Here is a 25447-nt window from a genome sequence, read left to right as displayed (position 1 = left end):
TTACGGCCGGCTCCTGGTGAGCTTTAAGCCGGTAAGGCACCGCTACAATCATTCGAGCATCAGGCGAGCTTCTTCGGGGTTGCAGGTGAAGGAGCTGCAACGGCTGACTTCCGTTTGGTCAGGTCCGCCTTGCGCTGAAGCATGCCGAGCACGAGATCGGCGACAATCGCCAGGACCGCGGCAGGAATGGCGCCTGCAAAGATTCGCAGGGAGTTGTTGCTGTTCAGTCCCGCATAGATCTCCCTCCCCAAACCGCCTCCTCCGACGAGGGGAGCGATCGTTACAACGCCGACGGCGATGACGGCCGCAATGCGAAGACCCGACATGATGTACGTCAGGGAAAGCGGGAAACGCACTTTGACAAGTAGTTGAAGGGGGCTCATGCCAATTCCCTTTCCGGATTCAAGATAGCTGGCATCCACCTGTTTTAACCCGACGTACGTATTGCGTGCGATTGGATTCAGTGAGTACAGGAAGAGCCCAACCATGACCGTTTTCGTTCCGAGTCCCAGCCATAACATGAGCACCACGAGCATGGCCAAGCTCGGTACGACCTGAAGGATGTTGGTGATAAACAAAATGATTTTAGCGGCCCATTTGCTTTTGGAGCAGAGGATGCCGAGGGGCACCCCGACGATAAATGCCAGTCCCAGACCGATAACCACCATCGTAATATGCTGGATGAAATACTCCCAGAGCAATCCTTGATTTCGTGAGACGTACGACAAAAAGTCTGCAAATGTTAGATGTTCGTTTTCCATGCTTTCTCTCCTTTAGCTTTTTAAGAGGCCCTGCTCTTTTAGGTACGCAATTGCGACCTCCCGCTCGCTTTTCTTCTCAATGTCAACCTGATAATTAAGCGATACCATTGTATCTGCATCCAGAGCACCGATTAATGGTGCTATGGCATCCTCAATTTCAGGATGCTTCTTCAAAAGGTCTGAACGCAATACCGGACTTGCGTCATATGGAGGGAAGAACTGCTTGTCATCCAGAAGGGTTTGCAATTGGTAGGCCTTCAGCCGGGAATCCGTAGAATAGGCCAATACGATATCCACCTGCCGATTGGCTACCGCGCTGTAAACCAGACTGATTTCCATAGGGAAGATTTGCCCGAACGTAATGCCATACGCCTTGGAGAATGCCGGATACCCGTCCGCGCTTCGCTCCAGCCATGTGGTATCTACCCCAAGCTTCATATTGGACATGTCTTTTTTGATATCGGAAATTTTGCTATAGCCATTGGTTTCGGCTAGATCCTTTCTTACCGTGAAGGCGTAGGTGTTCTCAAAACCCAAAGGGTCCATCCAGGTAAGACCATAGTATTTCTGAAATCCTTCTTGCGCTTCCTTCAACACCTTGGCGCGGTCTTTGGTACCGCTGATCGGGAAATGCTTGTTGAAGATCTCACCGGTATATAATGTCGCCATCTGGACGTCGTTTCGTATCACCGCATTGAGAACCAATGGACTTGATGCCAGATCCGGAATAATATCCACCTTCAGATCGGTTTGATCTTCAATCAGAGCTTTATACATCTCGGCCAAAATCTTGGTTTCAGTAAAGGTTTGAGTGCCGATCGTAAGATCACTTTGAATTCCGCAGGCGGAAGTTAAAGCGGCAAGAGCCATCATGCAGACGAGCATAGGAATCCATTTCAGCTTTTTCAGTTTCATCACTCCTTCCTTATTCCGTCCGACTCGCCGTCCCAAATTGATGATGCTCATATGGCAGCGTCCCGGGTCTGATTCTGATGGTAGTGCTTGCTTAGCCAGCCTTCAACCAGACCAAGCAGACCGTCGGCTACAAGTGCCAGGAGAATAGCCCCGATGCCGCCGATGAATATCATCTCGGGCTTGTTGACACCAAGTCCCGATACAATAAGCTGGCCTAAACCCCCGGCACCAATGAGGGAAGCCAGAGTCGCCCAACTGATGATGTATACCGTCGTAATGCGGATACCGGACATGATGTAAGGAAGCGATAAGGGAAGCTGAATCCTCAAAATTATTTGGGCGGTACTGTATCCCATCCCCCTGGCCGAATTGAGCACACTTTTATCCACGGCATGAAAACCGTCGTAGGTATTCCGCAAAATCGGCATCAGGGAGTATAGAAAAAGCGCCAGTATGGCCGGCTTCATACCAATGCCGAGCAAAGGAATCAGAATTGCCAGAAGCGCCAGGCTCGGTACCGTCTGAAACAGGTTCGCAATGAAAAAGACGATGCTATTGATCCATCCTACCCGGTTGTATACCAAAAGAATGCCGATCGGTACGGCAATGATCGTTCCCGAAATCACGGCAGATGAGGAGAGGACCAGATGCTCCTGCAAGGCTTTCAGAATATCCGGAAAGCGATCCGTGATGAAATTCCAGAATGCGTTCATCTCACTCATCCTCTCCGTTCGGCTCCGGAGGAACTATCGTTGGATAGACTTGGGCCAAATGTTTAACGATACTGCCTCTTGTAATGAGCCCAAGGAACCGGTTGTTGTTACTGTCGACCACAGGGAGATTACTGAGCTGGTGGCTGTCCATGATCTCGATCGCCTGCGGCAGCGTGCTTCCCGAGGCAACGGAATAACGGACCGGATGCATAACGTCCGCCACGCTCTTGTCTTCCTCGCCGTATTGGTCGAGAACACGGTAGATCGAAACCGCTCCTTGAAGCTGCCGGTTACGGTCCACGATCAGCAGCGAATCAACCCGCTTCATTTCCATCATCTTGATGGCTTCAGCCAATCCCCTGCTCGGGAGTGCCGTGACCGGATTCGTAATCATCACTTCATCGACAAGCGGAATTTCATAAGCGCTCTCGTTTTCATTTTGCAGACGTTTCGAACCGATAAAGTCACGTACAAATTCATTGGCGGGATGTCGTAAAATGGCCTCCGGCCTACCTTTCTGAATCACTTCGCCATCTTTCATCAGCACGATGGTATCCGCAATTTTAATGGCTTCATCCATGTCATGCGTAACAAAAATAATGGTCTTATTGAGCTCCTGCTGAAGCCGGATCAGTTCATCCTGAAGCTGCTCACGGCTGATGGGATCCAGTGCGGAGAACGGCTCATCCATAAGGATGATATCCGGATCGGCCGCAAGCGCTCGCACGACGCCTACCCGCTGCTGTTGTCCGCCGCTTAGCTCGGATGGATAGCGTGTGCCGTATGTCGTATGGTCCAGCCCGACCATGTCCAACAGTTGGTTTACTTTTTGTTCTATTTTGTCCATATCCCATTTCTTCAGACGCGGAACCACCCCCGCATTCTTGGAGATATTCATATGCGGAAATAATCCGACGCTTTGAATGACGTAGCCGATATTGCGCCGCAGTTCAACCGGATTTAATCCGGAAATATCCTTACCGTTGATCAGTACTCTGCCCGAAGACGGCTTATTGAGCGCGTTGATGAGCTTCATCGTTGTCGATTTGCCGCAGCCGCTCGGTCCGATGAGGACGGTAATTTCCCCCTTTTTGAATTCAAGATTAATGTCTTTCAACGCATGAAAGCCATTGTCGTAAACCTTGTTCACATGCTCCAGTGCTATCATTCAATCGCCCCTTTACAAGCAGTATCCTTATTATGCGGAGCATTTGGCATATCATCCATGGAGACCCAATTTTTTTTGGAACCGGTTGAATTTTACCTCCGGCAGAGTAGTTGATTCTGCAACCCCTAACGCCATACAATATCAGTGAAGTCAAATGTGAATAGACAAAGAAGATGCTCAGACAACAAACGACCCGGGCCTAAGATAAGAGCTATCTATGGGATTTAGAGACATTAGAATATGAGATGATAGAATAATCTGTATGAAAAACATACGAAAGAAGGGAATATTATTGAATTCGATTGAAGGACGCTTAAAAGAACTTGGTAATAAGCGAAAGATAATGTTCTAGGGGTTCGTCGCGTAAAAATGTTACGGGGATGTGTGACTATGACTGATTTGAAAATTCGTAAAGCAGTTGAGAATGATGAAGCTTTTCTGTCGGAAATGTTGTTCCTTTCATTATTTACCCCTGAAGGTCAAGAGCCATTTAGCAAGGATATTTTAACTGATCCATCCATCTCAAAGTATGTAGACGGTTGGGGACGAGATGACGACATTGGCTTTATTGCGTTGATAGATGATGAACCTGTCGGATCTGTGGCAGCACGATTTTTTAGTGAAAATAACAAAGGATATGGATTTGTCGACTCGAAAACTCCGGAATTAGGAATGGCAATTAGGACGGAACATCGCGGTAAGGGAATAGGCTCTGTATTGTTAAACACGATCCTGAAAGAATTGAAAGATCGGGGAATAGATTCTGTTTCCTTAAGTGTTGATCCCGGAAATCCGGTGTTACGGCTTTATAAAAGGTTTGGATTTATTCAGGTGGGGATGGTTGGTACGTCAATTACAATGATAAAAAATCTTTGAAATTTACTTTTTTTCAAAGCCATAAGAACGCTTGTGCGCATATATAAATAAAGGTAAAATATAACTATTAGTTCAGAAAAGAATATTCTGACAACACACGACCCGGCCTAAGGAGAAAGTTACCCAAGGCCGGGTCGCGTTGTAAATGCGAGAACGTAAAAAGAAAGGAACGAAACAAATGAAGAATTCATATTCAATAACCGACCTTGAGCGATTCATAGTTGTTGCAAAGAGTAAGACATATGTAGGAGGGGCTCAAAAACTATTACCTTATAGGCTGGCGTCGAAAGATATACAGTTTGCAGATCATGAGTGGTCTTACCATGACAGTTATTTTGGCGACCAAGATTTCATTGGTCAAGAAGTCGTGTACTTTCATGCAGAGCCGGTTTGGGCCATGAATTATTATGGCTACATTTTGGATACCGAATTGATAAGCTCTCAAGAAGCAGGAAAGATGATTATGAATAGTTTAACGAAGTTGTATGCTGAAGGACGTTTTCTTGGCGGCTTTGAAACATCGGAGGATGAGCTGAGATATGATGATAGTAACGAAGGAGATATTAGGCATTTTAAAGGCAAGGAGAGAATATTTCGAAATCATATCCAAGTCTATGAATTAGTCTATCATGGAGGTTTGATTAAATAGACAAGAGAGTGGAGCTTATGATCAAAAGACAATGGATCATGAAATTTGTATGGATGCACAAATGGGTATTTTTAACCGGGTTCATCATCACTACATTAATGACGTTGACCAATTTGATTTATCCGTTCCTCAAAGATCGATAAAATTATCGAGATATTGAATTTAGAAGTAGATAAGAGGCCCTATAAGAAAATTGACGAGACAGATATCCATGTTGAAAATCTGAAATTCACTTATAAGGGCAACGATTCATTTGTTCTTGACGGTATTTCGTTCTCCGTGAGTAAGGGCGAGCATCTGGCCATCGTCGGGAAAAGCGGCAGCGGCAAGTCTACCATCTGCGTAACAGAAACGAAACGTATGATTTGCTTTTTCAAAATCAGTATCTAGCGGGTTAAAATGCAAACCATAGCCGAATCCCGAGTTTTGAGCAGGTACGGACCGGATTGAAGTCAACAAATAAGCTGAACCAGTCGTGGTATCAGCTTATTTGTTGTTTAAACTATTTTACGCTCCCCCACAAGCTTCCGCCGGGAAGGGGGCAAGAGCGTTCTTTTAACCAGGCGACGACAGGGATGATGCAGCCGCAAACTCCGCAGGTCGTTTTGTCCAATAGTTTGGGGCAAGTTTCGCAAAGGCGGAGTCTCTCATGATATTGTTCTTCGTTTACTCTAAGCTCGGGAGCGAAAGCCGAAGTTTTCAAAAGGCGTTCCATCTGGCTGTTCGTTATTTGATAATTGCCTCGGCAAGCCTTGCAGGAATTGTCCGCCATCACTTTGCCTTATGCCTTAGGCTTAAGTTCCAGTGTGGTGATTGACATCGCAGGCAGGGTCAGAGACAATTTATTGTTTTCTACGCCAAAAGCTTCGAATGATTTCGGAGCAACGGCCTCCGGTTGATCAAACGTGTTATGGGCGTCCATTTTGTCGCCGGCAAGCGTAATTCCGGTGATGGCCAAGCGCTCTAAATCGATGCCCCGGAGGTCAATAATCGGATTGGCTTCGGCATGATGCTGTAAATTGCATAAGCTGATGTGAATCGCTCCTTGCGCATCGCGCGACGCCGTTGCGGTTACCGCGGGGATTTCGGTGCCGCTGTCGTCCAAGGTGTAGCTTCCCGGGTCCAGAGACAGTTCAAGCAGGTCGGCGTCCTGATGGACTTTATACATATCGAAGACATGATATGTCGGCGTTAGAATCATTTTCTCTCCTTCCGTAAGGATCACGGCCTGCAGGACATTCACGGTTTGAGCGATGTTGGCCATGCGAACCCGATTGCTGTGCTTATGGAAAATATTGAAGGTCACCCCTGCGACCAATGCGTCGCGAATCGTATTTTGTTGATACAGGAAGCCCGGATTCGTACCCGGTTCGACGTTATACCAGGTTCCCCATTCATCCACAATCAGTCCGACACGGCGTTCCGGGTCATATTTGTCCATAATCGTACTATGACGGGTAATCAATTCATCCATACGCAGAGCTTTCTTGAGGGTCGTGAACCAGGCTGTTTCGTCGAAACCGGTCGCTTCACCTTTATCCTCCCAGGAATCATTCGGCAGTGTATAGTAATGCAGCGTAATCGAATCCATGAACCGGCCGGCCTCGCGCATCAGGACTTCCGTCCAATTGTAATCGTCCGAGTTCGGACCGCAAGCGATTTTGTGAATCTTATTATCGCCGTAATTCCGGACATAGGTTTGGAATTGACGATACAAATCGGCATAATATTCCGGACGCATGTTACCGCCACAGCCCCAATTCTCGTTGCCGATTCCGAAATAGGTTACCGCCCAAGGTTCTTCGCGGCCATTCTGTCCGCGCAGCTCGGACATCGGGGACACCCCGCCAAAGTTCAGGTACTCGACCCACTCGGACATTTCCTGAACGGTCCCGCTGCCGACATTTCCGTTAATGTACGGCTCGCATTCCAATTGCGAGCACAGCTCCATAAATTCGTGCGTGCCGAAATGATTGTTTTCGACCACGCCGCCCCAATGGGTGTTGATCATCCGCTTACGATCGCCCTTTGGACCTATGCCATCCTTCCAATGGTATTCATCCGCGAAGCAGCCGCCCGGCCAACGCAAAACGGGAATCTTGATCTGCTTAAGCGCTTTCACTACATCGTTGCGGATGCCTTTCGTATTGGGAATCGCGGAATCTTCCCCGACCCAAATCCCTTCATAAATACATCTCCCCAAATGCTCCGAGAAATGCCCGTAAATGTTGCGGTTGATTTTTCCTTTGCTTAGATCCGCGTTTAAAACACCCTTCATCGCCATGACATTTTTCAACTCCTTAATCGTTAATAAAAACATTAATAAAGTTATAATTTCATTTATAATTATAAGCTGGAAGATTTTGATCCGTCAAACCTTTTTTGTTCAAACAGATGCAGTGTGTTTAAAAGCAATGTCCTTCTTTTGTTGCCAAATCTTAAAGGTTTAAGTAATATAAATATTAATTAAATTGATAAGGAAGAATATTAAGATGAAACTTGACCTTACCGAAAAATCACTCCCCGTATACGAAGCCCTGGCAAGCTCGGTACGTCTTCACATGCTGCGGCTTCTGGCCGACGGCCCCATGAATATTAAAGAGCTGGCCCAAGCCGTTGAACTGTCGAGTGCCATCATGACCATGCATGTCCGGAAATTGTCGGAAGCCGGGTTGGTTGTTACTCAGATGGCCAAAGGAAAAAGCGGCCTGCAAAAAATCTGCTCCCTGGCGGTGAATGCCGCGGAAATCCAGTTTCCTGCCCTGCAAACCAACAAACGCCGCCTTAGCTATCGGGTGGAGATTCCGGTCGGGCATTATTCGGATTTTTATATTGAACCGACCTGCGGACTGGCGACTTTGGATAAGGTGATTGGAAATTTTGATGATCCGCGCTACTTCTGGGATCCCGAGCGGACTAACGCCGCCATCCTTTGGTTTGGCAAAGGATACGTGGAATATAAGGCGCCGAATTTTCTTTTGTCCACCCAGGAACCTAAGGAACTGGTGCTTACAATGGAGATTGCGTCCGAAGCGCCGGCCACGAATAATAATTATCCTTCCGATATCACTTTCACGATCAATGGACGAAAGGTTGGAATCTGGACCAGTCCCGGAGATTACGGCGATTATCGCGGCAAGTATACGCCCGAATGGTGGTCCTCTCATACCAATCAATACGGGCTGCTCAAGAAGCTTCGCATTACGGAAGAAGGTACATTTATGGACGGGCTCAAAATATCGGAGGTGACTTTGGCGGAAGTGGATATTTATAAAAAAGAGTGGACTTTCCGCTTATCGGTTGAGGATGATGCCATCCATCAGGGCGGATTAACCTTATTTGGAAAAGGCTTCGGCAACTATAACGAGCATTTGTCTGTGGAACTGTTTTACACGGAGAAGAATTAAACGGCCGGGAATATGTCGTTCAGACCCTGTGCTCAGCAGTGTGAAGGATATACGGTTGGATTAATCCAGGAATTTATATTTTCTCTCATATTAATTTGGGGTAGTCGATACTATTATAAATGTGTGAGCGTCTTAATAATAAGGGAAACACCGTATCCGTTGGTCGTGAGGGACACAGATACTATCCGCGAAATAGAGGTGTAATTCGATGGAGTCCACAATTGAGATTCGTCCATTAGTGGAGAATGACGATATGGATGACTTAATTAAACTATCCAAGGACTTTTTCAAGGAATACGAATCTAACCATGAGTTCTTCTTTAATATCGAACAATTGAATGATAAAGATATAATAGGGTATTTCTCCAACTGGTTTAACCAAGAGGATAAAGTTGCATATATAGCTATAGATGATCAAAAGATCATCGGTTACATAACAGCATATATTATGAATCAACCGGATTTCTGGGAGATTAAACGCGTGGGACATGTCTCTGGCCTTATGGTGGATTCTTCAATGCGCAGAAAAGGTATAGCTAAGGAATTAATGTTATCGGCCGTTTCGTTTTTTAAAGCTCGGGATGTGAAGTACTATACCTTGTTCACTTCAAGTAATAACAGCAAGGCAATAAAGTTCTACGAAAGTTTCGGTATGAATCCTTTATATACGCATTATTTAGGGAGTATCCAATAAGTAATTTTAAGGAGTCAAACTAATGAACATTAAAGTACACTTAACCGGTAAAGATGAATCCTATTTGATAAAAAACCTATATCCTCTATATTTGTATGATTTATCAGAACACTATGTTAGATATCCGAATATCCATGGGATTTTTGAGGAGAGTGACGATTTTAGAACATTGGGTGATCAATATGATGTGCAAAACATTTGGTGGGAAAAACCGGATTGTTTATACGCCTATTTGATCCTAGTTGATCAAAAGCCGGCAGGGTTTATTCTTATAGCTACGCCTCCACATTGCGCAAAAGGAATAGATTATTTTGTACATGAATTTTTTCTGCTTCGTCCGTTTAGGGGACGAGGAATAGCTGAGCGGGCGGCTATTGAAGTTTTTGAACAATTCAAAGGGAAATGGGAGTTGTTTACCAATCCATCTGAAAGAAATATCGTAGGGCAAAAATTTTGGAGAAAGACAATATCGAAATATAGTAATGATAATTATGTTGAATTGCTAGACGATACTTTTGACGGACATAAGCTGATTTTTAGATTTGATAATAGCTCAGACAACAAACGCCCCAGCTTAAGATAAGAGCTATCTAAGGCTGGGGCTTAATTATTTAAAGGATGAGCAAAAATGAAAAAAAATTCTAACTATCGTTTTATCAATCGTCTTTTTAGTGTGCATTAGTTTTGCCGTAAACGATTTAATAATGGTGAGAGGACTGATGTTTGAGGGGGTTTATGTAAATAAAATAGCTGATATTAATGAAATAAATCCTAGAAGGTAACTGATGTGAGTTGAATTTTCAAGCCTATCCGAAGAAGGATGATTTCATGAAAAAGAATTTTATATTAATTGAAGGTATACCTGGTTCAGGAAAATCTACATTCGCCCGTTTTTTGTCAAACCAATTTGAAAGGAATGGCCGTGCCTGCAGACTATTTCTTGAAACTACCTATGAGCATCCAATTATCGAGTCTACCGGTCGCGAGGATGATTCTTTGTTCATTAAGTCCTTTTATGATAGATGGTCTAAGTTTCTGGATAATTTACCGGAAGATGAAGTTGTCGTGCTGGAGTCTGCGTTTCTACAAAGCCCGATCGTTCATTTGCTTCATAAAGATGCGGATAGAGAACTAATAAAATCATTGATTATGAAAGTCAGCAACCGGTTAAGTATGGAAAATTGCACGTTGATCTACTTTTATCAGAAGGACGCACCCGCCGCCATAGACAAGATGCTTAAGGCCCGAGGCGGCAGAGAGTATTTATTGCACAAACATAATGAATATAAAGATGAGCCTTATTTCAGAAACCGAATAGAACAAGGGCCAGAGTCGCATATCTCATTTTTTTTGGAATATGCCGTGCTTGCCCATGAGGTGGTTCGTGAATTAACCATTTCCACTGAAATAATAGAGAATTCTTTTGCGGATTACGGGTCATATCAAAAATACGTCCTAGAAAAACTTAATTTAAAGCACTATCCCGATCCTGTGCTAGAAGCTTCACTAATGGAGAAATATTCGGGTTTATATCATAATAGGGAGATGGATCTAACCATTTCAGTAGAATTCATAAATGATGGTTTGTGGATTTTTGGAAATAAAAGCTTGAAGCCGAAAAGTTCCGACCAATTTTATCTTGATGACATAAGCGCGACTGTAAGATTTATTACAGATAAGACTAAAGTTACAGGGATTTTGATCACCGAAAAAGACTTATATGCCAACAGGAACGACCATGGTACAGCTTTTGAAAGGATTTCATAAAAGAACCAGATGATGATAAAAGTGTGGGCTCGAATGAAGCAATTCGAAGTGCCGGATGAAAGCAGGTTTTCAAATGACAAGACATAAGCTGGCAATACTAGCATTTATATTTGCCTCTTCATTAGTCGGTTGCACAAATAATCAAGCCTATGACGATGGAACAAATAACAATACTCAAGCAGCAAATTCTAATATGGATAATCCATATAGTTGGGAATTACAACTTGTTCCGGGAAATCCTATTGACGAGGCTTTTAAAAGTGATTTTGAAATCGCGTCATCCACACCGGAAATGAATTACCTGGCTAATACTTATCTTGAAGCATGGAAAATGGAATGGGACAATATAACAGATGTTCTGATGAATCAATATCAATTTGCTGAAGATAAGGAGGTGATTAAAACATACAAGCAAAGCTTTGAAGAATATGCAGAAAAAGTATTTGATGTGGAGTGGTTAAGCTATACGGACATAACAGTTCCGCTTGATGAACGTCATACGGTTGGTACGGGTGCTATAAGTTCATCAACGTTAGTAAAAGCTTATACATATAAGCGACAAGTATTGCTATTAATAGATAGGTACTACATCGATAATAACTATACCTACAAGTATAAAGGTTCCGGTGCTGAGTTGCTCAAATTAAGAGAAGCGGACTAATTAATTCAATGTTAGTAGCAGAGATAAAATTGGTGATTTTGAAATTTGAGGTGATTTCATGAAACGTATAGAAGATCATTTTGATCCATTCCCGGTTCTTGAAACCAACCGGATTTTATTAAGACCCATTACAACCATGGACGTCGAAGACATGTTCCAATATTGTTCCGTGCCGGAAGTGGCAAGGTATGCAACATGGGATTATCATAAAAGCATCGAGGATACGAAGGGGTTCGTTGACTTTGTTCTTGACCGATACAAAACCGATAAGGTGGGTCCCTGGGGAATTCAATATAAAGAAACGAACAAATTAATTGGAAGCTGCAGCTTCGTGAATTGGGATAATCATTGCTTAAGGGCCGAACTCGGCTATGTCCTGTCCACCGAATATTGGAATCAGGGTCTCATGACGGAAGTAGTGACGCGAATTGTTGAATATGCATTTAATGAACTTGAACTTGTGAGAATAGAGGCGAAATGTCATCCTGAAAACGCAGGTTCGGCCAGGGTCATGGAAAAGAGCGGGATGAAGTTTGAAGGGGTTTTGAGAAAATATATATGGGCAAAAGGGGAACTGCAGGACGTCAAGCTGTATTCCATCATAAGTGACGAATTAAAGGATAAGATGTTGATCGATCTGGGAGATTGAGAAAGGGGTAAAAGGATGAAAGCTGGTTTTTGGATAAGGTTGGGAGCCTCATTGCTGGATGGAATCATAGTTGGGATTCCGTTGGCCATACTGTCCTATATTTTTACCGGAAATTCCGATGATAACGTCGTGACCAATTTGATATCCTTTTTGTATACACTTCTTCTGCCTGTTATGTGGGAAGGGTATACAATCGGCAAGCGCATCTGCGGCGTGAAAATTAGAAAAGTAAGCGATCATTCCCCGCCAGGGATTGGAACCATGTTAATGCGAAACGTCGTTGCCGGTTTAATTTATACATTTACCTTTGGGATCGCCCTGATTGTCAGTGCATTTATGGTTGGACTGAGAGAAGACAAAAGATCGATCCATGATTTTATTGCAGGAACGGAAGTTGTCCATACATGAGTGGGGCGGAGCATGCGCCCTCATGTTCGGCCATTTTACTCGTCAATAGCATCTATACCCTGAGCAGCGGCCAAATGCGTACTTCAACGCCTTTCGAATAGTGAAACACGGGCGATACCTGTTCCACGGCGATATTTTGGTCAGTAAGCACGGTGTTTGTACGAATTTCCGCTTCCGCCCGCTGCAGACGCCAAGGCCGGTGGAGAATATCGCAGCGAAGCACGCGCCCCTTGGCATTCGTCGTGTAAAAGCAGTAGCGTTCGACCAGCCATTCATCGAAGCTATTCCTTGCGGCCGGATAAGGTTCGGAGATAGGGCGTTATATGAAATCGGCGAAAAAAAGATGATATAAAATACTATGAGAATGCTGAACTATAAGTATGATAAAATCAAGATAGGAAAAAGAACTGGGAAGAATTTGTGGGAGGTAGAACGAATGAAATGGCAAGAAGTAAGAGAATTGTTTCCTGACCAATTTGTTCTGGTGTCCATACTTAATTATCATGAGGAAGGCAACAAAAAAATAGTAGATGAAGTTGCACCAATTCGTACTATATCTGAGCAAGAGGCTAATAAAGAGTTTTTTCAAGCAGAGCCCGGGAATTTGGTATACCATACTTCAAATCAAGAATTTGTGATTCATCTTCGCCGGGACCCATTAATAAGAGTGAGACGTAGTAGTAATGAAAATTAACTATGATGGACAGTTAATTACGACGTCGCTTACCGTTACATTCAGAGGAAGAGTATTAAGAATAGATGATGTGATTATAGATACAGGGTCCTCACATACTATAATTAGTCCTGATATTTTGGAGGAAATAGGTGTGACCTACGAAACAGGTGATTCTATATATGAAGCATACGGGATTGGGGGAAGCGTTCCTTTCTATACAAAAATTATGGACAGGGTTGAAATAGGTACAAGAAGCATTGAGAATATAGAAATAGATGTTGGTATACTGCCAAAGGATCATAAAGGGTTACTCGGATTGGATATTCTCAAACAACACAGCTTTATTATTGACTTGAAAACATTAGAACTACGTACTTAACAAATAGAATGAATGAAATTAATAAGTGGAATCGGAGAAGTCGCCGACATCATATAACAATACATCTACGCTGCGGGGCATTCGCCCCTTGGTTGTCAGGTGTGAAAGCATAGAAGAATATTCAGACAACACACGACCCGACCTAAGATAAGAGTTATCTAAGGTCGGGTCGCGTCGTAGATGTGAAACGGTAGCTGCAATTGAGGCCGATGGAAGGTTCTTGTTTTCGCCTGGAACCAAAAGTAATCGACTCTCCGTTCCGCCGAACCGTCATATTGGCATGGGAATAGGGCAAATGACAAAAAATCCGCCCAAGAATAACGGTAGGCCAATGCATCGCATCCAGGCTAAAAAAATAGACTCCAGGTTTGCCGTCCGTCCTCACATAAGTTCGAATATTGAGTTCGGGAAAGGCATAAAACGCCGGAATTCCCCGGAAGCTTACCTTTTCCGTATTAAAAAGAACAAGGCCGATCCATCCCCATCCGTCGTAAGCATCGAGTTGGAGTCCTGCGGGTACCAGATTGCGCAAGACATCGATACGGATCGGGTAATGGATAAACAAGACATCAGTCCATGATTGCCTCATGATCCAGGGAAGCTTTGGGAGAGGCCATAGCCGATGCCCCGCGTCCCAGGCTTGATTTTCCTCATTTTGCGCCATCGGGAATCAACCTCGCTTTGTGTCGTCAAGTTCTTATTAAAAAGAACTAATCCTATCTTCACCAACAAAAACGTTTTATTATTCTTAATAAAAAGTCCACAATAGTCTAATCCCATGAAAACTAAATCGCCTTCGCGACGAAAGGATGAAGAATTAAATGAATTTCGCCCGATCGATTGAAAATATAATGAAGCAGCACAATGAAATTCTGCCCTTTTCAGGGGCAGTATTCGTTCAGAACCAGGGTGAGGCTTTTGAACAAGGTTATGGTTACGCAAATCGTTCCGAACGGATCGACAATGCGCCGAATACAAGATTCGGAATCGCATCGGGATGCAAGATTTTCACTGCGATAGCGATCAGTCAGCTTGCTCAAAACGGTTTGCTGTCTTTTGATACTTATTTGAAGGATTGTGTGGATATCAAATTCCCCCATTTCGATCCCGAGATTACAATACATCATTTGCTGACCCATAGTTCGGGAATACCCGATTATTTTGATGAGGAGTTTATGAATGATTTCGAAGATTTGTGGAAGATGAAACCTACATATACCTTTCAATCGCCTAAAGACTTTTTGCCGATGTTCCAGAATGAAACCATGAAGTTTAAGGCGGGGGAGAGATTCTCATACAACAACGCAGGGTTTATTGTACTAGGGTTAATAGTGGAGCAGGTTACGGGCATGGGATTTACGGCATATGTGGAGAAACATATTTTTGAGCGGTGCGGGATGGCGGATTCGGGTTACTTTAGAATGGATCGACTTCCGGGACGAACCGCTTTCGGCTATATAGACGAAGAATACAATTGGAGAAGCAATATTTTCTCCGTTCCGGTAATCGGCGGGCCGGATGGGGGAGCATTTACGACCGTGCGCGATCTGGTCCGATTTTGGAATGCGCTATTTCATCATGAATTATTGTCTGCGGAATATACAAAGCTCTTGCTGACTCCCCATGTAAAGGTGAACGAAAATACATCATACGGTTATGGCGTTTGGATCCGAATGTTGGATAATACCATATTTAAGTATTATGTCGTGGGAAGCGATCCGGGGGTAAACATGCAATCTTCGATATATTTGAAAGGGAATATACATGCTCATATTATCGGCAATACGAATAAAGGTGCCGGAGAGATAGCGAGTAAAATCGATGAATTTATTTATAAAGAACTATAAATATACTAGGTTTACACTGCAACACACTAAAAACTCCAGACAACAGCCAATCTGGCTGTCGCCTGGAGTTCTACATTAATATATCGGACTAAGAATTTGCATTCTCCAACTCCGGCTTAGTCTGTCTGGAATGCAATTTTTTCATGGCGAATCGGGCTATCGGCTGTGCGATCAGCAATTCAATCCAGAATGCCACACCAAAGTTTCTGGGCCAGATATGCAGGAAGTTTTTAAACGGTTCCAGGCTAATATGTTTGGTACCTACCCAAGTTCCGATAATGGACAGCAGGATGGATAACACCGTTACATTTAACACGATGGTTAATAATACTCTGGCGTTAAATCCGTCTGTCTTGCCGACGAATTTCGGCATCACTCGGCCTACAAGCGGCCCTGCGACTAATCTTACCAAGAGCACGACAATGACCCACATGACCGGAATAACCTTTAACGTATCCAAGTATACTCCCTTACTGAAGCCGCGTTCCAATCCCATGATGACCGGTGCGATGGTGTTTACTGAAATGATGGATACAATCAATAAAAACAATAAACTTTCTTTGCCGTTTTGAGGCAGTCTTGCTTCTCTGTGCAAGGTTTTCATCTCCATTAATATTTATATTTCAGATGGCAGATGTAAAATTCGAACAAAAAAAGCAAGGCCATTTTCAGATGGCCTTGCTCCATTGCTGCACACTGATTCATTAATTATAAAATTTCTTCGAAATATTTTCAAGCTAGCCAGTTCAAATCACTTTTGGCTGTTCACGGGTTGCTGGTTTGAATCCATGGTTTCCCAATGTATAATCATGGAAGAAGTTATATAGCACCAGGGAAGGCACCGTGAAAACAATCGGAGGTGTGTTCGGTGGGTTATGTTGAAGAGTTGAGAAAATTGGTTGGAAGCTATCCGTTGATTTTGGTTAGACCGAGTGTGGCAATCATGAATAAACACGGCCAGATTTTATTGGTTAAATACCGGGACGATTCATGGGGCATCCCGGGAGGCCTTATGGACCTCGGGGAATCGGTGGAAGAATGCCTTAGACGGGAAGTAATGGAAGAGTTGAATCTGGAATTGGGCATGCTTCAACTTTTTGGTGTATTTTCGGGGAAAGAGCTCTATGCAAAATTAAGGAACGGTCATGAATACTACAATGTCGTGGTGGGCTACATCTGTACGGAATTTGCGGGCGAGATCACGCCGGATGGCGATGAAGTAGTAGAAGCCGAATTTTATAATCTTAATGAAATTCCGGAAAGTACACAGCCATTTATTAAAGAAAAATTGAAACAATTAGAACAAAAGCATCAAACCGCGAAATGACCAGAGGAGACATTCATGGAATTCAAGTTCAGATTACTGGAACCTGCTGAAGAACCACCCATAGACTTATTGCTTCTTGCCGATCCATCGGAGAAGTTGGTGAGAGATTATTTGAGCAGAGGATCATGCTATATAGCCTCGAGCTCCAATGAAATTATTGGTGTTTTCGTATTGCTTAAAACGAGACCCGAAACGATAGAGATTGTGAATATAGCAGTACGGGAAGATTATCAAGGCAAGGGGATAGGCAGGAAACTTATTGAGTTCGCAAAGGAACAGGCAAAGAGAGATAAGGCGAAAACGATTGAAATAGGAACGGGAAATTCAAGTATCGGACAGCTATATCTTTATCAGAAATGCGGATTTCGGATTACGGGGATAGACAGGGACTTTTTCGTAAGACATTACGATGAAGCAATTTATGAGAACGGAATCCAATGCAGGGATATGATTCGGTTAAGTTTGGATTTATAAGTCACTCTGTCTACTACAAACCAAGGGAGGACTGTTATGAGATTTTTCATTGTCATTGGTTTGGTAGCAGTAATAATGAACTTGACAGGTTGTTCATCGAATCAAAAAACCTCCAATAATCCAATGCCGACTCCTGAAGCAGCAGGTTCCTTCAATAATCCGGTGCCTACTGTAACACCTGAAGGGGATAAAACGGATGAATTGGGAATCGTCCGAGATGAAAGATTTTATTCTATGAAATCGAAAGATTCTTCTCTCATCCAGCTAAAAAACGATGAAACATCCGTTCAAGAAGCATTAGGCCAACCATTGAAGAAAACAAGCCCGCAGCCGCTCGGCGACGGAGCGGATACTTTCAGCAAGATGCTTGGCAAGACGCTGGAATATGACGGGTTGTCGTTAAAATTCCTGGGTAAATCGGCCGAAGAGCTGTGGCTGTCCGAGATCGAAATAAGCAAAAGCGAGTACGAGACGTCGGAAGGAATTAAAGTGGGAGATTCTTTGGAAGCTTTGCAAAGCGCTTATCCGAGTATTAAATATATGGATACCATGCTCCTTGAGGATAAACCCAATTCCAAAGTATATGGATTCCGCCAGGATGAGCTTGGCTTCTTTGCGGATTTTATAGTTGACGGAAATGATCAAATAGAAGGAATTCACATGTACTTTGTGTTTGATTAACATGTTTCTTGCCTTTAAGGGTAATAAGCGAAGCGTACGGTAAACAGGTGACCTGGTCAAATTATAATGTCAGAAAACGGTAAGTATTCAAGAAAGTAATTAGGTTGAATTTTTAAGAGGATGGTATTTATGAACCTGCTGATTCGCGAGTTAAATGAGGACGATCCGGCTATCATCTCCGATGCTTTTCAAGAACAAGGCTGGAATAAACCCGTTGAACTGTATGAGGGATACCTTTCCGAACAAAAGAGGGGCGAAAGAATTACCTTGGTCGCCGAAGCCGACGGCGCTTTTGCCGGATATGTGAATGTGGTCTGGAAATCGTTCTACTCCTGCTTCAGAGATTCCGGAATCCCCGAAATTAGCGATTTTAACGTTCTGATCAAGTATCGGCGGATGGGCATCGGCTCCGCGTTAATGGACCAGGCCGAAGCCGTCATTAGCGAACGATCCGCGGTTGCCGGTATCGGGGTGGGGATTTTCTCGGATTACGGGCATGCTCAAATTCTTTACGTAAAACGCGGTTATGTTCCGGACGGAAGGGGGATTCACAACGGTCAACGACATATCCAACCTGGCGAGAACATCGTGGTCGATGATGACATTGTGCTGTATTTTGCCAAGCATTTAAGATGAGAGGAGCGAACGAATTGAAACGTGATTTGGCAAAGCAATTGACGCGTCAATATTTTGAATCATGGGTTACGGCGGATAATGAGAGGTTTATTAAAACTTTGCATGATAAAGCTGTCGTAAGAGAATGCAATGGGACGGTCATCGAGGGAATGGAGCAGTTGAAGGCCTGGTTCTCCGAGTGGAATGAGCACGGCAACAGTGTGGAGTATTGGGACATCAAAGTCTTCGGATGGGATGAAGAAGCGGATACGGCGTTTGTCGAATGGACCTTCAAATGCGTGTATGACAACCAGGAATATGAATGGGACGGGTCCAGCATCATCTATTTCAGGGATTCCTTAATCTATGAAATTAATGAGTATGAAATGAAAAAAGAAAAATTTTATCCTTTTAGGCGGTAGATGAGGGAGTTGTTAGCAAGGTGATTTTGGAAACAGAGAGGCTGGCCGTGCGCCGGTTTGAACCGGGAGACTGGAAAGACTTGCACGAATATTTATCTCAAGAAGAGGTGCTGAGGTACGAGCCCGGAACCGTGAGTGACGAAGCGGACTGCAAAAATATCGCGTTGGATCGATCAAATGATCCTCAATTCTGGGCTGTTTGCCTAAAAGAGAATCATAAAATGATCGGTCACGTCTATTTTGGCCGGAAGGAGCCGAGAGAATTTCTCACGTGGATGATCGGGTATATTTTTAACCCTGTATATTATGGACAAAGCTATGCGACGGAGGCGTGCCAACGGTTGCTAGCGTATGGCTTTGAAGAATTGGGGGCGCATCGGGTGATGGCTCTTTGCAATCCGGAAAACACGGCATCATGGAGATTATTGGAACGCCTGTCGATGCGCCGCGAAGGGCATTTCAAGAAGGAAGTATTTTTTAAGACGGCGGAAAACGGACAGCCGATTTGGCAGGATACATACCAATACGCGATTTTAAAAGAAGAACTTAGCTCCTTTTAGTTATACTTCCTTAGTTTTTTCAGCCCAAATAGAACAAGAATAGCGAAGAACAGCAGCATCATTCCTATAACCAGCATCATGGAATCCGCTCCGTAAATATCCGCAAAATAGGATGCGGCGATCAAGCCTAGCGAAGGGACGACGCTGGTAAACGAACCTAAGATCCCGAATACCCGGCCCTGAAGCTCTTCCGAAACCTCAAGCCGCAAAATAATATTAATGAGCAGGGTGCAAAACGAAAACATAACGCCGACGATCAGGATCACCGGGATCGCGGACGCGGCCGATGCGCTGGACGAAAGGATCATGTAGGCCGGCCCCATCAGCAACAAATTGAGCATAATCAGCTTGCCCCGCTTTTGAAATTTTGTCCCAAAGGCCACAATCATTCCCGCCCCCAGCATGTAACCGAGCGGAATACAAGCTTCGATCAGGCCGAATTGGAACGGATCCGCCCGCCATACATTCACCGCCATCACCTGTGTCAGCATGAGCGCCGACGTGAAGAACAGCATCAATGTCGGGGAAAGGATGATCACGGATTTGGCAAATGCATCGGTCCAAATGAACCGCAGACCCTTGATTAAATCCTGTTTGAAGGATTTGGCTGCTGCGGTCTTTGCGGTTTTGGGGGAAGGAAAAGAGCCGGCAAGCAGCACCAGGATGAAGGATAGCAGAAACGTAAATCCGTCAAAGGCAATCGCCCAGCTCCCCCCGAACGCGGCAACGAATATCCCTCCCACGGCAAACCCGACCGTCCTGGAAATGTTATCGCCAATGTTCATCAGGCCCGTGGCTCTTTGGATATGCTCCTTGCCGACAATATTAATCAGCGAAGCGTTCATGGCCGGCGACTCGAACAGGCCGAGGAAGGTAGTAAACCCGGTTAATAAAACAATAACAAAGAACGGAGTTTCGGGCAGGGAGATACATAATGCAATAATGAAGACGACCACACAGCGCAATAAATCCGAATACATCATGATGCGCCGGCGGTTCACCCTGTCGGCAAAGGTTCCCGCAATGGAGCCAAACAAGGAAGCTATCGCGAGGTTGCATACCAAAATCACCGTCATCATTTTAGCGCTGCCCGTTTCGGTTAATACCCATAGATTTAAAGCAATATTGTGAAAGGAATTTCCGAATATGGAAAGAATGTATGCGCCGAGAATAAAAAGAAACTGTTTATTGCTCCATAAGGCCGCTGCCGCTTTGGGCCGTTCGGCCGCCTGTTCCGCGGGTGAAACTTGAGCATCCAACATTTTAAAATCCTCCTATAACTTAATCGTTTAAGTGACGGTGGAGAAATTATTGCTCCACTTCAACCAGAAACCGGTTTTTTGCAAAAGACTCGTAATCGGCAGGATTTATCAATTTTTTCATCATTTCAAACGCGATGCTGCATTTATCGTTTCTAAAGATCACTTTACGGGTAGCTGCGGATAAAATCTCCGGACAGTGACAAGTACAGATTACGGCTATATTACCGGCAAGATTGGACCGTTCGAAGTAGCTGCCGAGAAATTCATTGACGACAATCACGTTTTCCCGGTGCGGACCTTCGGTAAAGCCGACCAAATCCGCAACGTTGTCGATGACAAAGATATCTTCCGTTTTCAGACCGGACGATTCCCGGATAAAGTTCACCAATCCTTGATTATGATAGTTCTCCATGACGAGGCAAGGCGGAGCATCAAAAAAGCGGCAAGCTTGCCGCAGGGCCGTTTGGTAATCGAACAGTATTTGATTAAATAGCTGGTCCTCAATAAGGCTGTCGATCAGAATGAGCGGCACTCCTTCAACAAATTTGGAGGAAATGCTGTAAAACACCTCTTCCTTAACATCAATCAGAAATACGGCGTCAAGCCTTCTTTCGACGATGACATCCATGGACGGGTTTGCGGGATTGAGGGAAATCAGCAAGGTATGATAACCCGCTGCCGTCAGCAATCTTTCCAGGCCGTCCACAAAGTGATGCTGACCGAACTGCTTCCAAAACGGCAAAGAGGTGTCTTTATTTATCAATATGCCGACTAAGCCCGTTTTTTTCTTGAGCGACCGGGCGGCAAGGTTCGGCACGTAATTCAGCTCTTTGGCAATATTGAAAATGAGTGACCGCGTTTCCTCCGGAATCGTCTGATTGGCGACACGATTTAATACGTAGCTGACGGTCGCCACCGAAACATTGGCCGCTTTGGCGATATCCTTCATGGTCGTTTTTTTCATAAGAACAGCTCCTAGAAGGTTTTGAAATAGTACAGGAAAATGCTTCCTTACAACCGTAGCTTAACCGATTAAGTTGAAGAAATCAAGACCAAAATCATGAGACATTTCTTTGTTTGTTGGAATCCAAAATATGGTACAATAGGCGAAACTAAAGTGTCGATGAATCGATGGAGGAAGAGAATGAAGCTAGTTATCCTGTTTGGTCCGCAAGCAGTCGGTAAAATGACGGTCGGGCAAAGCTTAGCCGAGATGACCGATTTAAAGCTATTTCATAATCATATGTCCATTGATTTCGTGGGTCAGTTCTTTGATTATGGAAGCCCCTCCGGAAAACGGTTAGTACACTTGATTCGACGTGAGATATTTGAAGAAGTATTGAAGAGCGACTTAGAGGGACTCATCTTTACCTATGTATGGGGATTCGATCTTCAAGACGATTGGGATTATATTAAGTGGCTCAAGGAGTTATTTGAATCAAGGGGCGGCAACGTCTATTTTGTCGAATTAGAAACGGTCTACGAAGAGAGACTGAAACGGAATAAAACCGAAAACAGATTATTCTATAAGCCCTCAAAAAGAGATACTGCAAAATCCGAGCAAGACTTAATTGCTACATATAAGAATCATCGTTTAAATTCGTACCCCGGAGAAATTACAGAGAAGCATTATATAAAAATAAATAATACAGACCTTGGGCCGGATACCGTTGCACAAATGATCAAAGATCACTTTTCTATTTGAACAGGCGATTGACCCGGCCGAAGATAGGAGTTATACAAGGACCAGGTATTTTGGTTTAACAAAAATAATCTTTTTTGGGGTGAAGTCGGTTGATGAAAGAGAAACTGTAATTCACATGCCAAGAGCAATGGATATAATAATATCTTTAAATATGGAGGTGGCTAATCCTTGGAAATAAAAAAATTATCTAAGTATTCCATCGATTCACTGGGCGATTATAGCTACACTTCAAGATTCAAGTATCAAGTCAGCAAAACAATAGATGAGAATGAGCTTTCAATTACTTTGAAAAAGGTCCCTTTAGAAAAGGAATACAATAAATCATACACTACAGACCAAAGTGACAGGTATAACCTTCTGCTTCCAATGGGGTATTCCTTTGGGGCTTATGAAGATGATAATTAGTTGGCATAGTTATTTGTGAACCACAAAAATGGAACAACACCATCTTTATATGGGAACTTCTAGTCTTGTCCCAGTACCGCGGGAGACATATTGGAACCGCATTAATAAATAAAATAACGGAACATGCAAATAGGGACGGATATAGAGCAATCAGACTAGAAACTCAAAATACGAATGTGCCTGCGATCTCTTTTTATCTTAAATGCGGTTTTACGATAGATGGCGTTGAATTGTCCTTGTACTCTAACACGGATGTGGAGAATGGGGAGGTTGCCGTTTTCATGTTGAAGAAAATAAGTGAGGGGTGATCAACATAAAAACTTTGATTCCCGGAACAATTTTGGGAGCGGTTACAGCTTTAGCATTCGGATTCTTAAGCGGTTGGGGGATGGCGGTAAAAGCAACCGGAGGGGCGGGCGTTATTTGTTGGTTGCTGGCGGGTATACTCTCGGGAGCTTTTATTAGCGGGGATCGAACTCGCGCAAATCATAATATTGAAACACCGGAGGATAAGGAGTTTAGTAGGAAATACTCGGGAATTTTGTTTTTGTTCGGTTTACCGTTCCTGGTAATAGCAGTCCTAATATTTTTAATAATGGGAGGCGAGTCTTTTGACTAAGTTTGAGTCCGGTTTAGTGAATTGGCATGAATGGGTGATTCGAGATGATGCGGCATCCGTTACTTCTTGGAAAGGGCACGAAGCTTTATGTTTAAACGGTTTGGCTTTTTTACCCGATGTCTCGTTATCGGAGGGAAGCATCGAAGTTTATGTCGGGGCGGATGATGTAAGTTATTGCGGAATCGCTTTTCGGATCGGGGATGTTCTGAATTATGAACTTGCTTATGCTCAGCCGCATACGAGCGGGAGATGGGATGCTCTGCAATACGACCCGGTATTTCATGGGACAAATACCTGGCAATTGTACTATGGAACCGGAGCTCAACAAGCAGCAGAAGTCCCCAAGGGAGAATGGCTCCGGTTAAGAGTGGACTTTAAAGATCGGCAGGCCATGATTCGGGTGAATAACGAAGCCCCACTATATATTCCTGAATTGGCTCATGACCATAAGGAAGGATTCATCGGCTTATGGAGCTATAAACCGGCTTATTTCCGGGATTTCCGCATCTCCGATTCTTGTAATGACATCATTAATCCGGTGGAAGCCACGACCGTACATAAACATAATTCCGGGTTCGTTGAAGCGTGGTTTCTGCATGGTTACGGACGTGTGGAGAGCGAGGCCAACGGGATTGTCAATTTGTCGCGATTCTTGCCTGAAACCGTGTCGGAGGCGAATTTGACGCGGAAATTCGTTTGTCATGAGGTTGGCGAAATGACGCTCGCTTTTGGTTTCAGCGATGAAATCTCAATCAAGGTCGATGGAGAGCTCCAATTTGCAGGCGAACATAAATTCAAGTCCTCCCCGAATTGGGCGGATCAAGGATATGTAAGTCCCGATAGGCAGGTAAAGTTATCCCTGCCGACGGGTGTTCACCAAATCGAAATCCTCATTCGAAGAACGGAGCCTTTCGGATTCGGCTTTATTTTCGCTTTAACGGGCGGCAATTACGAGCTTATGCCGTGTTGGGATAAATAATTTCGACATTCTTGGTGTCATTTTGTTCCTGATCATCGTCGGGATCGCCCAGGCTTTTGCAAAATAAGGCTTTAGGCGCTTCCGAATCTTTTATAATTAACGTCCCGCTCTTTAATCCGCTTTCTGTCTTTGCCAAACAAGCGCAGCGCCGACATGGCGCAAATTAGCGAAAATACCAGGAACAGCAGCGACCATACCAAAGCGGGGACCATCGTCATATTGGCCAGATTGGCGGCGTCTCCCGCCTGCCCCGGCCGGGTCAAGGACAGCAGCAGCAGCGTAATCGGGCCCATTACCGATTCTTCCAGGCAGAGAAAGGCGAGCAGCAAATAATAGAAATTCCGGAAGCGTCCGCCGATAAAATAAAACAGCAAATTCACCGCGATGAAAATAATCAGCCATAAGAGCCCGTAACCGGACCGCACAAAAAAGAGGATCGTGACCAGCGCAAGCGCACTGATGACCATCAGTCCTTGCGCTTGTTTGCGTTTGTAATAGCCGTAAAACATGGCGATCGCAAACAGCGAGGCCGTGGCATAACCGGCGAGAGATACCGCGACCTGGCTCCATCCCGGAGCCAGCACCGAATAGGTGACCCCGCTGTGATCGGGATTCAATTCGATCCGAAGCACGCGGCCGGATAGGAGCAGCGTCGCGACGGCATGGCCGAGCTCGTGAATCATCGTATCCAGCATGCGGAACCAGCCCGAGAATGGAATCAGCCTTGTCAGAAAGGCGGATCCCACAAGATACAGAACTACCTTGAGCCATTTATTCATAGAGTTTCCTTTCCGGAAAACAAAATAAAATTCCAGATTCGTTATTTTT

At 44.3% G+C, this 25447-nt stretch carries 37 protein-coding genes; 25 read left to right on the top strand and 12 right to left on the bottom strand.

Annotated features, from left to right (window positions below; all coding sequences use genetic code 11):
* Positions 1 to 59: 59 nt before the first annotated feature.
* Genes V3851_RS06035 through V3851_RS06020 form a run of 4 tightly spaced genes read right to left on the bottom strand, consistent with a single transcriptional unit; the run spans position 60 to position 3557 of the window.
* The gene (locus V3851_RS06035; RefSeq protein ID WP_331845620.1) at positions 60 to 761 is read right to left on the bottom strand and encodes an ABC transporter permease; all 702 of its coding nucleotides are present in this window, start codon (positions 759 to 761) and stop codon (positions 60 to 62) included.
* 12 nt (positions 762 to 773) lie between these two features.
* Positions 774 to 1676 (bottom strand): osmoprotectant ABC transporter substrate-binding protein, encoded by a 903-nt coding sequence (locus tag V3851_RS06030; RefSeq protein ID WP_331845619.1) that lies wholly within the window; start codon positions 1674 to 1676, stop codon positions 774 to 776.
* A 47-nt stretch (positions 1677 to 1723) separates the two neighbouring features.
* Positions 1724 to 2389, bottom strand: coding sequence for an ABC transporter permease (locus V3851_RS06025; protein WP_331845618.1), 666 nt, complete (start codon positions 2387 to 2389; stop codon positions 1724 to 1726).
* 1 nt (position 2390) lies between these two features.
* Positions 2391 to 3557: an ABC transporter ATP-binding protein gene (locus V3851_RS06020; RefSeq protein ID WP_331845617.1), complete on the bottom strand. Its 1167-nt coding sequence runs from the start codon at positions 3555 to 3557 to the stop codon at positions 2391 to 2393.
* Between the two features lie 390 nt (positions 3558 to 3947).
* On the opposite strand from V3851_RS06020, the gene V3851_RS06015 reads away from it, so the two are divergent.
* From V3851_RS06015 to V3851_RS26935, 4 genes are all read left to right on the top strand, one after another.
* On the top strand, positions 3948 to 4433 hold the full coding sequence (locus V3851_RS06015; protein ID WP_331845616.1) for a GNAT family N-acetyltransferase: 486 nt from the start codon (positions 3948 to 3950) through the stop codon (positions 4431 to 4433).
* 178 nt (positions 4434 to 4611) lie between these two features.
* The gene (locus V3851_RS06010) at positions 4612 to 5082 is read left to right on the top strand and encodes a DUF5680 domain-containing protein (RefSeq protein ID WP_331845615.1); all 471 of its coding nucleotides are present in this window, start codon (positions 4612 to 4614) and stop codon (positions 5080 to 5082) included.
* Between the two features lie 17 nt (positions 5083 to 5099).
* A complete protein-coding gene (locus tag V3851_RS06005; RefSeq protein WP_331845614.1) occupies positions 5100 to 5225 on the top strand; it encodes a hypothetical protein in 126 nt (41 codons plus the stop codon).
* 13 nt (positions 5226 to 5238) lie between these two features.
* The gene (locus V3851_RS26935) at positions 5239 to 5472 is read left to right on the top strand and encodes an ATP-binding cassette domain-containing protein (protein WP_414859265.1); all 234 of its coding nucleotides are present in this window, start codon (positions 5239 to 5241) and stop codon (positions 5470 to 5472) included.
* A gap of 112 nt (positions 5473 to 5584) precedes the next feature.
* Here the strand turns inward: V3851_RS26935 and V3851_RS06000 are convergent, their stop codons facing one another.
* Positions 5585 to 5854, bottom strand: a complete 270-nt coding sequence (locus tag V3851_RS06000; RefSeq protein ID WP_331845613.1) for a DUF6171 family protein — start codon at positions 5852 to 5854, stop codon at positions 5585 to 5587.
* Positions 5855 to 5863: 9 nt separating this feature from the next.
* Complete coding sequence (locus V3851_RS05995; RefSeq protein WP_331845612.1) at positions 5864 to 7366, bottom strand: alpha-N-arabinofuranosidase; 1503 nt, start codon at positions 7364 to 7366, stop codon at positions 5864 to 5866.
* 208 nt (positions 7367 to 7574) lie between these two features.
* Here V3851_RS05995 and V3851_RS05990 point away from each other — a divergent pair, with 208 nt between their 5' ends.
* From V3851_RS05990 to V3851_RS05960, 7 genes are all read left to right on the top strand, one after another.
* Positions 7575 to 8489, top strand: a complete 915-nt coding sequence (locus tag V3851_RS05990) for an ArsR/SmtB family transcription factor (RefSeq protein WP_331845611.1) — start codon at positions 7575 to 7577, stop codon at positions 8487 to 8489.
* 208 nt (positions 8490 to 8697) lie between these two features.
* Entirely contained in the window at positions 8698 to 9183 is a 486-nt protein-coding gene (locus V3851_RS05985) for a GNAT family N-acetyltransferase (RefSeq protein ID WP_331845610.1), read from the top strand.
* Positions 9184 to 9205: 22 nt separating this feature from the next.
* Entirely contained in the window at positions 9206 to 9766 is a 561-nt protein-coding gene (locus V3851_RS05980) for a GNAT family N-acetyltransferase (protein WP_331845609.1), read from the top strand.
* 245 nt (positions 9767 to 10011) lie between these two features.
* On the top strand, positions 10012 to 10950 hold the full coding sequence (locus V3851_RS05975; RefSeq protein ID WP_331845608.1) for a P-loop NTPase family protein: 939 nt from the start codon (positions 10012 to 10014) through the stop codon (positions 10948 to 10950).
* Positions 10951 to 11023: 73 nt separating this feature from the next.
* A complete protein-coding gene (locus tag V3851_RS05970; protein ID WP_331845607.1) occupies positions 11024 to 11611 on the top strand; it encodes a hypothetical protein in 588 nt (195 codons plus the stop codon).
* Positions 11612 to 11669: 58 nt separating this feature from the next.
* On the top strand, positions 11670 to 12260 hold the full coding sequence (locus V3851_RS05965) for a GNAT family N-acetyltransferase (RefSeq protein ID WP_331845606.1): 591 nt from the start codon (positions 11670 to 11672) through the stop codon (positions 12258 to 12260).
* A 15-nt stretch (positions 12261 to 12275) separates the two neighbouring features.
* A complete protein-coding gene (locus V3851_RS05960) occupies positions 12276 to 12668 on the top strand; it encodes an RDD family protein (protein ID WP_331845605.1) in 393 nt (130 codons plus the stop codon).
* Positions 12669 to 12720: 52 nt separating this feature from the next.
* Here V3851_RS05960 and V3851_RS26930 read toward each other — a convergent pair whose 3' ends face one another.
* On the bottom strand, positions 12721 to 12981 hold the full coding sequence (locus V3851_RS26930; RefSeq protein WP_414859275.1) for a DUF2071 domain-containing protein: 261 nt from the start codon (positions 12979 to 12981) through the stop codon (positions 12721 to 12723).
* A gap of 123 nt (positions 12982 to 13104) precedes the next feature.
* Here V3851_RS26930 and V3851_RS05955 point away from each other — a divergent pair, with 123 nt between their 5' ends.
* Both V3851_RS05955 and V3851_RS05950 read left to right on the top strand, forming a co-directional pair.
* The gene (locus V3851_RS05955; RefSeq protein ID WP_216478731.1) at positions 13105 to 13362 is read left to right on the top strand and encodes a hypothetical protein; all 258 of its coding nucleotides are present in this window, start codon (positions 13105 to 13107) and stop codon (positions 13360 to 13362) included.
* Positions 13352 to 13723 carry a retropepsin-like aspartic protease gene (locus tag V3851_RS05950; RefSeq protein WP_331845604.1) on the top strand — a complete coding sequence of 124 codons (372 nt, stop codon included), beginning with the start codon at positions 13352 to 13354 and terminating at the stop codon, positions 13721 to 13723. The genes V3851_RS05955 and V3851_RS05950 overlap by 11 nt, the downstream gene beginning before the upstream one ends.
* Positions 13724 to 13877: 154 nt before the next feature.
* On the opposite strand, the gene V3851_RS05945 is transcribed toward V3851_RS05950, so the two are convergent.
* Entirely contained in the window at positions 13878 to 14387 is a 510-nt protein-coding gene (locus V3851_RS05945; protein WP_331845603.1) for a YqjF family protein, read from the bottom strand.
* 157 nt (positions 14388 to 14544) lie between these two features.
* Here V3851_RS05945 and V3851_RS05940 point away from each other — a divergent pair, with 157 nt between their 5' ends.
* Positions 14545 to 15570, top strand: a complete 1026-nt coding sequence (locus tag V3851_RS05940; RefSeq protein WP_331845602.1) for a serine hydrolase domain-containing protein — start codon at positions 14545 to 14547, stop codon at positions 15568 to 15570.
* A gap of 88 nt (positions 15571 to 15658) precedes the next feature.
* Here the strand turns inward: V3851_RS05940 and V3851_RS05935 are convergent, their stop codons facing one another.
* The gene (locus tag V3851_RS05935; RefSeq protein ID WP_331845601.1) at positions 15659 to 16165 is read right to left on the bottom strand and encodes a hypothetical protein; all 507 of its coding nucleotides are present in this window, start codon (positions 16163 to 16165) and stop codon (positions 15659 to 15661) included.
* A gap of 273 nt (positions 16166 to 16438) precedes the next feature.
* Here V3851_RS05935 and V3851_RS05930 point away from each other — a divergent pair, with 273 nt between their 5' ends.
* The 6 genes from V3851_RS05930 to V3851_RS05905 all read left to right on the top strand — a co-directional run bounded on the left by V3851_RS05930 (position 16439) and on the right by V3851_RS05905 (position 19649).
* Positions 16439 to 16897, top strand: a complete 459-nt coding sequence (locus V3851_RS05930; protein WP_331845600.1) for an NUDIX hydrolase — start codon at positions 16439 to 16441, stop codon at positions 16895 to 16897.
* A 15-nt stretch (positions 16898 to 16912) separates the two neighbouring features.
* A complete protein-coding gene (locus V3851_RS05925; RefSeq protein WP_331845599.1) occupies positions 16913 to 17371 on the top strand; it encodes a GNAT family N-acetyltransferase in 459 nt (152 codons plus the stop codon).
* A 36-nt stretch (positions 17372 to 17407) separates the two neighbouring features.
* Positions 17408 to 18052 carry a hypothetical protein gene (locus V3851_RS05920; protein ID WP_331845598.1) on the top strand — a complete coding sequence of 215 codons (645 nt, stop codon included), beginning with the start codon at positions 17408 to 17410 and terminating at the stop codon, positions 18050 to 18052.
* 129 nt (positions 18053 to 18181) lie between these two features.
* The gene (locus tag V3851_RS05915; RefSeq protein ID WP_331845597.1) at positions 18182 to 18688 is read left to right on the top strand and encodes a GNAT family N-acetyltransferase; all 507 of its coding nucleotides are present in this window, start codon (positions 18182 to 18184) and stop codon (positions 18686 to 18688) included.
* A 14-nt stretch (positions 18689 to 18702) separates the two neighbouring features.
* Complete coding sequence (locus tag V3851_RS05910; protein ID WP_331845596.1) at positions 18703 to 19089, top strand: nuclear transport factor 2 family protein; 387 nt, start codon at positions 18703 to 18705, stop codon at positions 19087 to 19089.
* Positions 19090 to 19109: 20 nt separating this feature from the next.
* On the top strand, positions 19110 to 19649 hold the full coding sequence (locus V3851_RS05905) for a GNAT family N-acetyltransferase (protein ID WP_331845595.1): 540 nt from the start codon (positions 19110 to 19112) through the stop codon (positions 19647 to 19649).
* On the opposite strand, the gene V3851_RS05900 is transcribed toward V3851_RS05905, so the two are convergent.
* A complete protein-coding gene (locus V3851_RS05900) occupies positions 19646 to 20911 on the bottom strand; it encodes an MFS transporter (RefSeq protein WP_331845594.1) in 1266 nt (421 codons plus the stop codon). The two genes, V3851_RS05905 and V3851_RS05900, sit on opposite strands and share 4 nt — an antisense overlap.
* 46 nt (positions 20912 to 20957) lie before the next feature.
* A complete protein-coding gene (locus tag V3851_RS05895; protein WP_331845593.1) occupies positions 20958 to 21875 on the bottom strand; it encodes a LacI family DNA-binding transcriptional regulator in 918 nt (305 codons plus the stop codon).
* A gap of 180 nt (positions 21876 to 22055) precedes the next feature.
* Here V3851_RS05895 and V3851_RS05890 point away from each other — a divergent pair, with 180 nt between their 5' ends.
* From V3851_RS05890 to V3851_RS05880, 5 genes are all read left to right on the top strand, one after another.
* Positions 22056 to 22616, top strand: a complete 561-nt coding sequence (locus tag V3851_RS05890) for a DEAD/DEAH box helicase family protein (RefSeq protein WP_331845592.1) — start codon at positions 22056 to 22058, stop codon at positions 22614 to 22616.
* A 168-nt stretch (positions 22617 to 22784) separates the two neighbouring features.
* Positions 22785 to 23021: a hypothetical protein gene (locus V3851_RS05885; protein ID WP_331845591.1), complete on the top strand. Its 237-nt coding sequence runs from the start codon at positions 22785 to 22787 to the stop codon at positions 23019 to 23021.
* 5 nt (positions 23022 to 23026) lie between these two features.
* Positions 23027 to 23329, top strand: a complete 303-nt coding sequence (locus V3851_RS26925) for a GNAT family N-acetyltransferase (protein ID WP_414859274.1) — start codon at positions 23027 to 23029, stop codon at positions 23327 to 23329.
* 80 nt (positions 23330 to 23409) lie between these two features.
* The gene (locus V3851_RS26920; protein ID WP_414859273.1) at positions 23410 to 23640 is read left to right on the top strand and encodes a DUF5316 domain-containing protein; all 231 of its coding nucleotides are present in this window, start codon (positions 23410 to 23412) and stop codon (positions 23638 to 23640) included.
* Positions 23633 to 24619 carry a LamG domain-containing protein gene (locus V3851_RS05880; RefSeq protein WP_331845590.1) on the top strand — a complete coding sequence of 329 codons (987 nt, stop codon included), beginning with the start codon at positions 23633 to 23635 and terminating at the stop codon, positions 24617 to 24619. The genes V3851_RS26920 and V3851_RS05880 overlap by 8 nt, the downstream gene beginning before the upstream one ends.
* A 71-nt stretch (positions 24620 to 24690) precedes the next feature.
* Here V3851_RS05880 and V3851_RS05875 read toward each other — a convergent pair whose 3' ends face one another.
* On the bottom strand, positions 24691 to 25398 hold the full coding sequence (locus V3851_RS05875; protein WP_331845589.1) for a M50 family metallopeptidase: 708 nt from the start codon (positions 25396 to 25398) through the stop codon (positions 24691 to 24693).
* Positions 25399 to 25447: the final 49 nt, after the last annotated feature.

The sequence above is a fragment of the Paenibacillus haidiansis genome, from assembly GCF_036553665.1.
Classification (GTDB): domain Bacteria; phylum Bacillota; class Bacilli; order Paenibacillales; family Paenibacillaceae; genus Fontibacillus; species Fontibacillus haidiansis.
The sequence above is the reverse complement of the archived record's forward strand: the minus strand, read 5'-3'. Positions and strand labels throughout refer to the sequence as shown.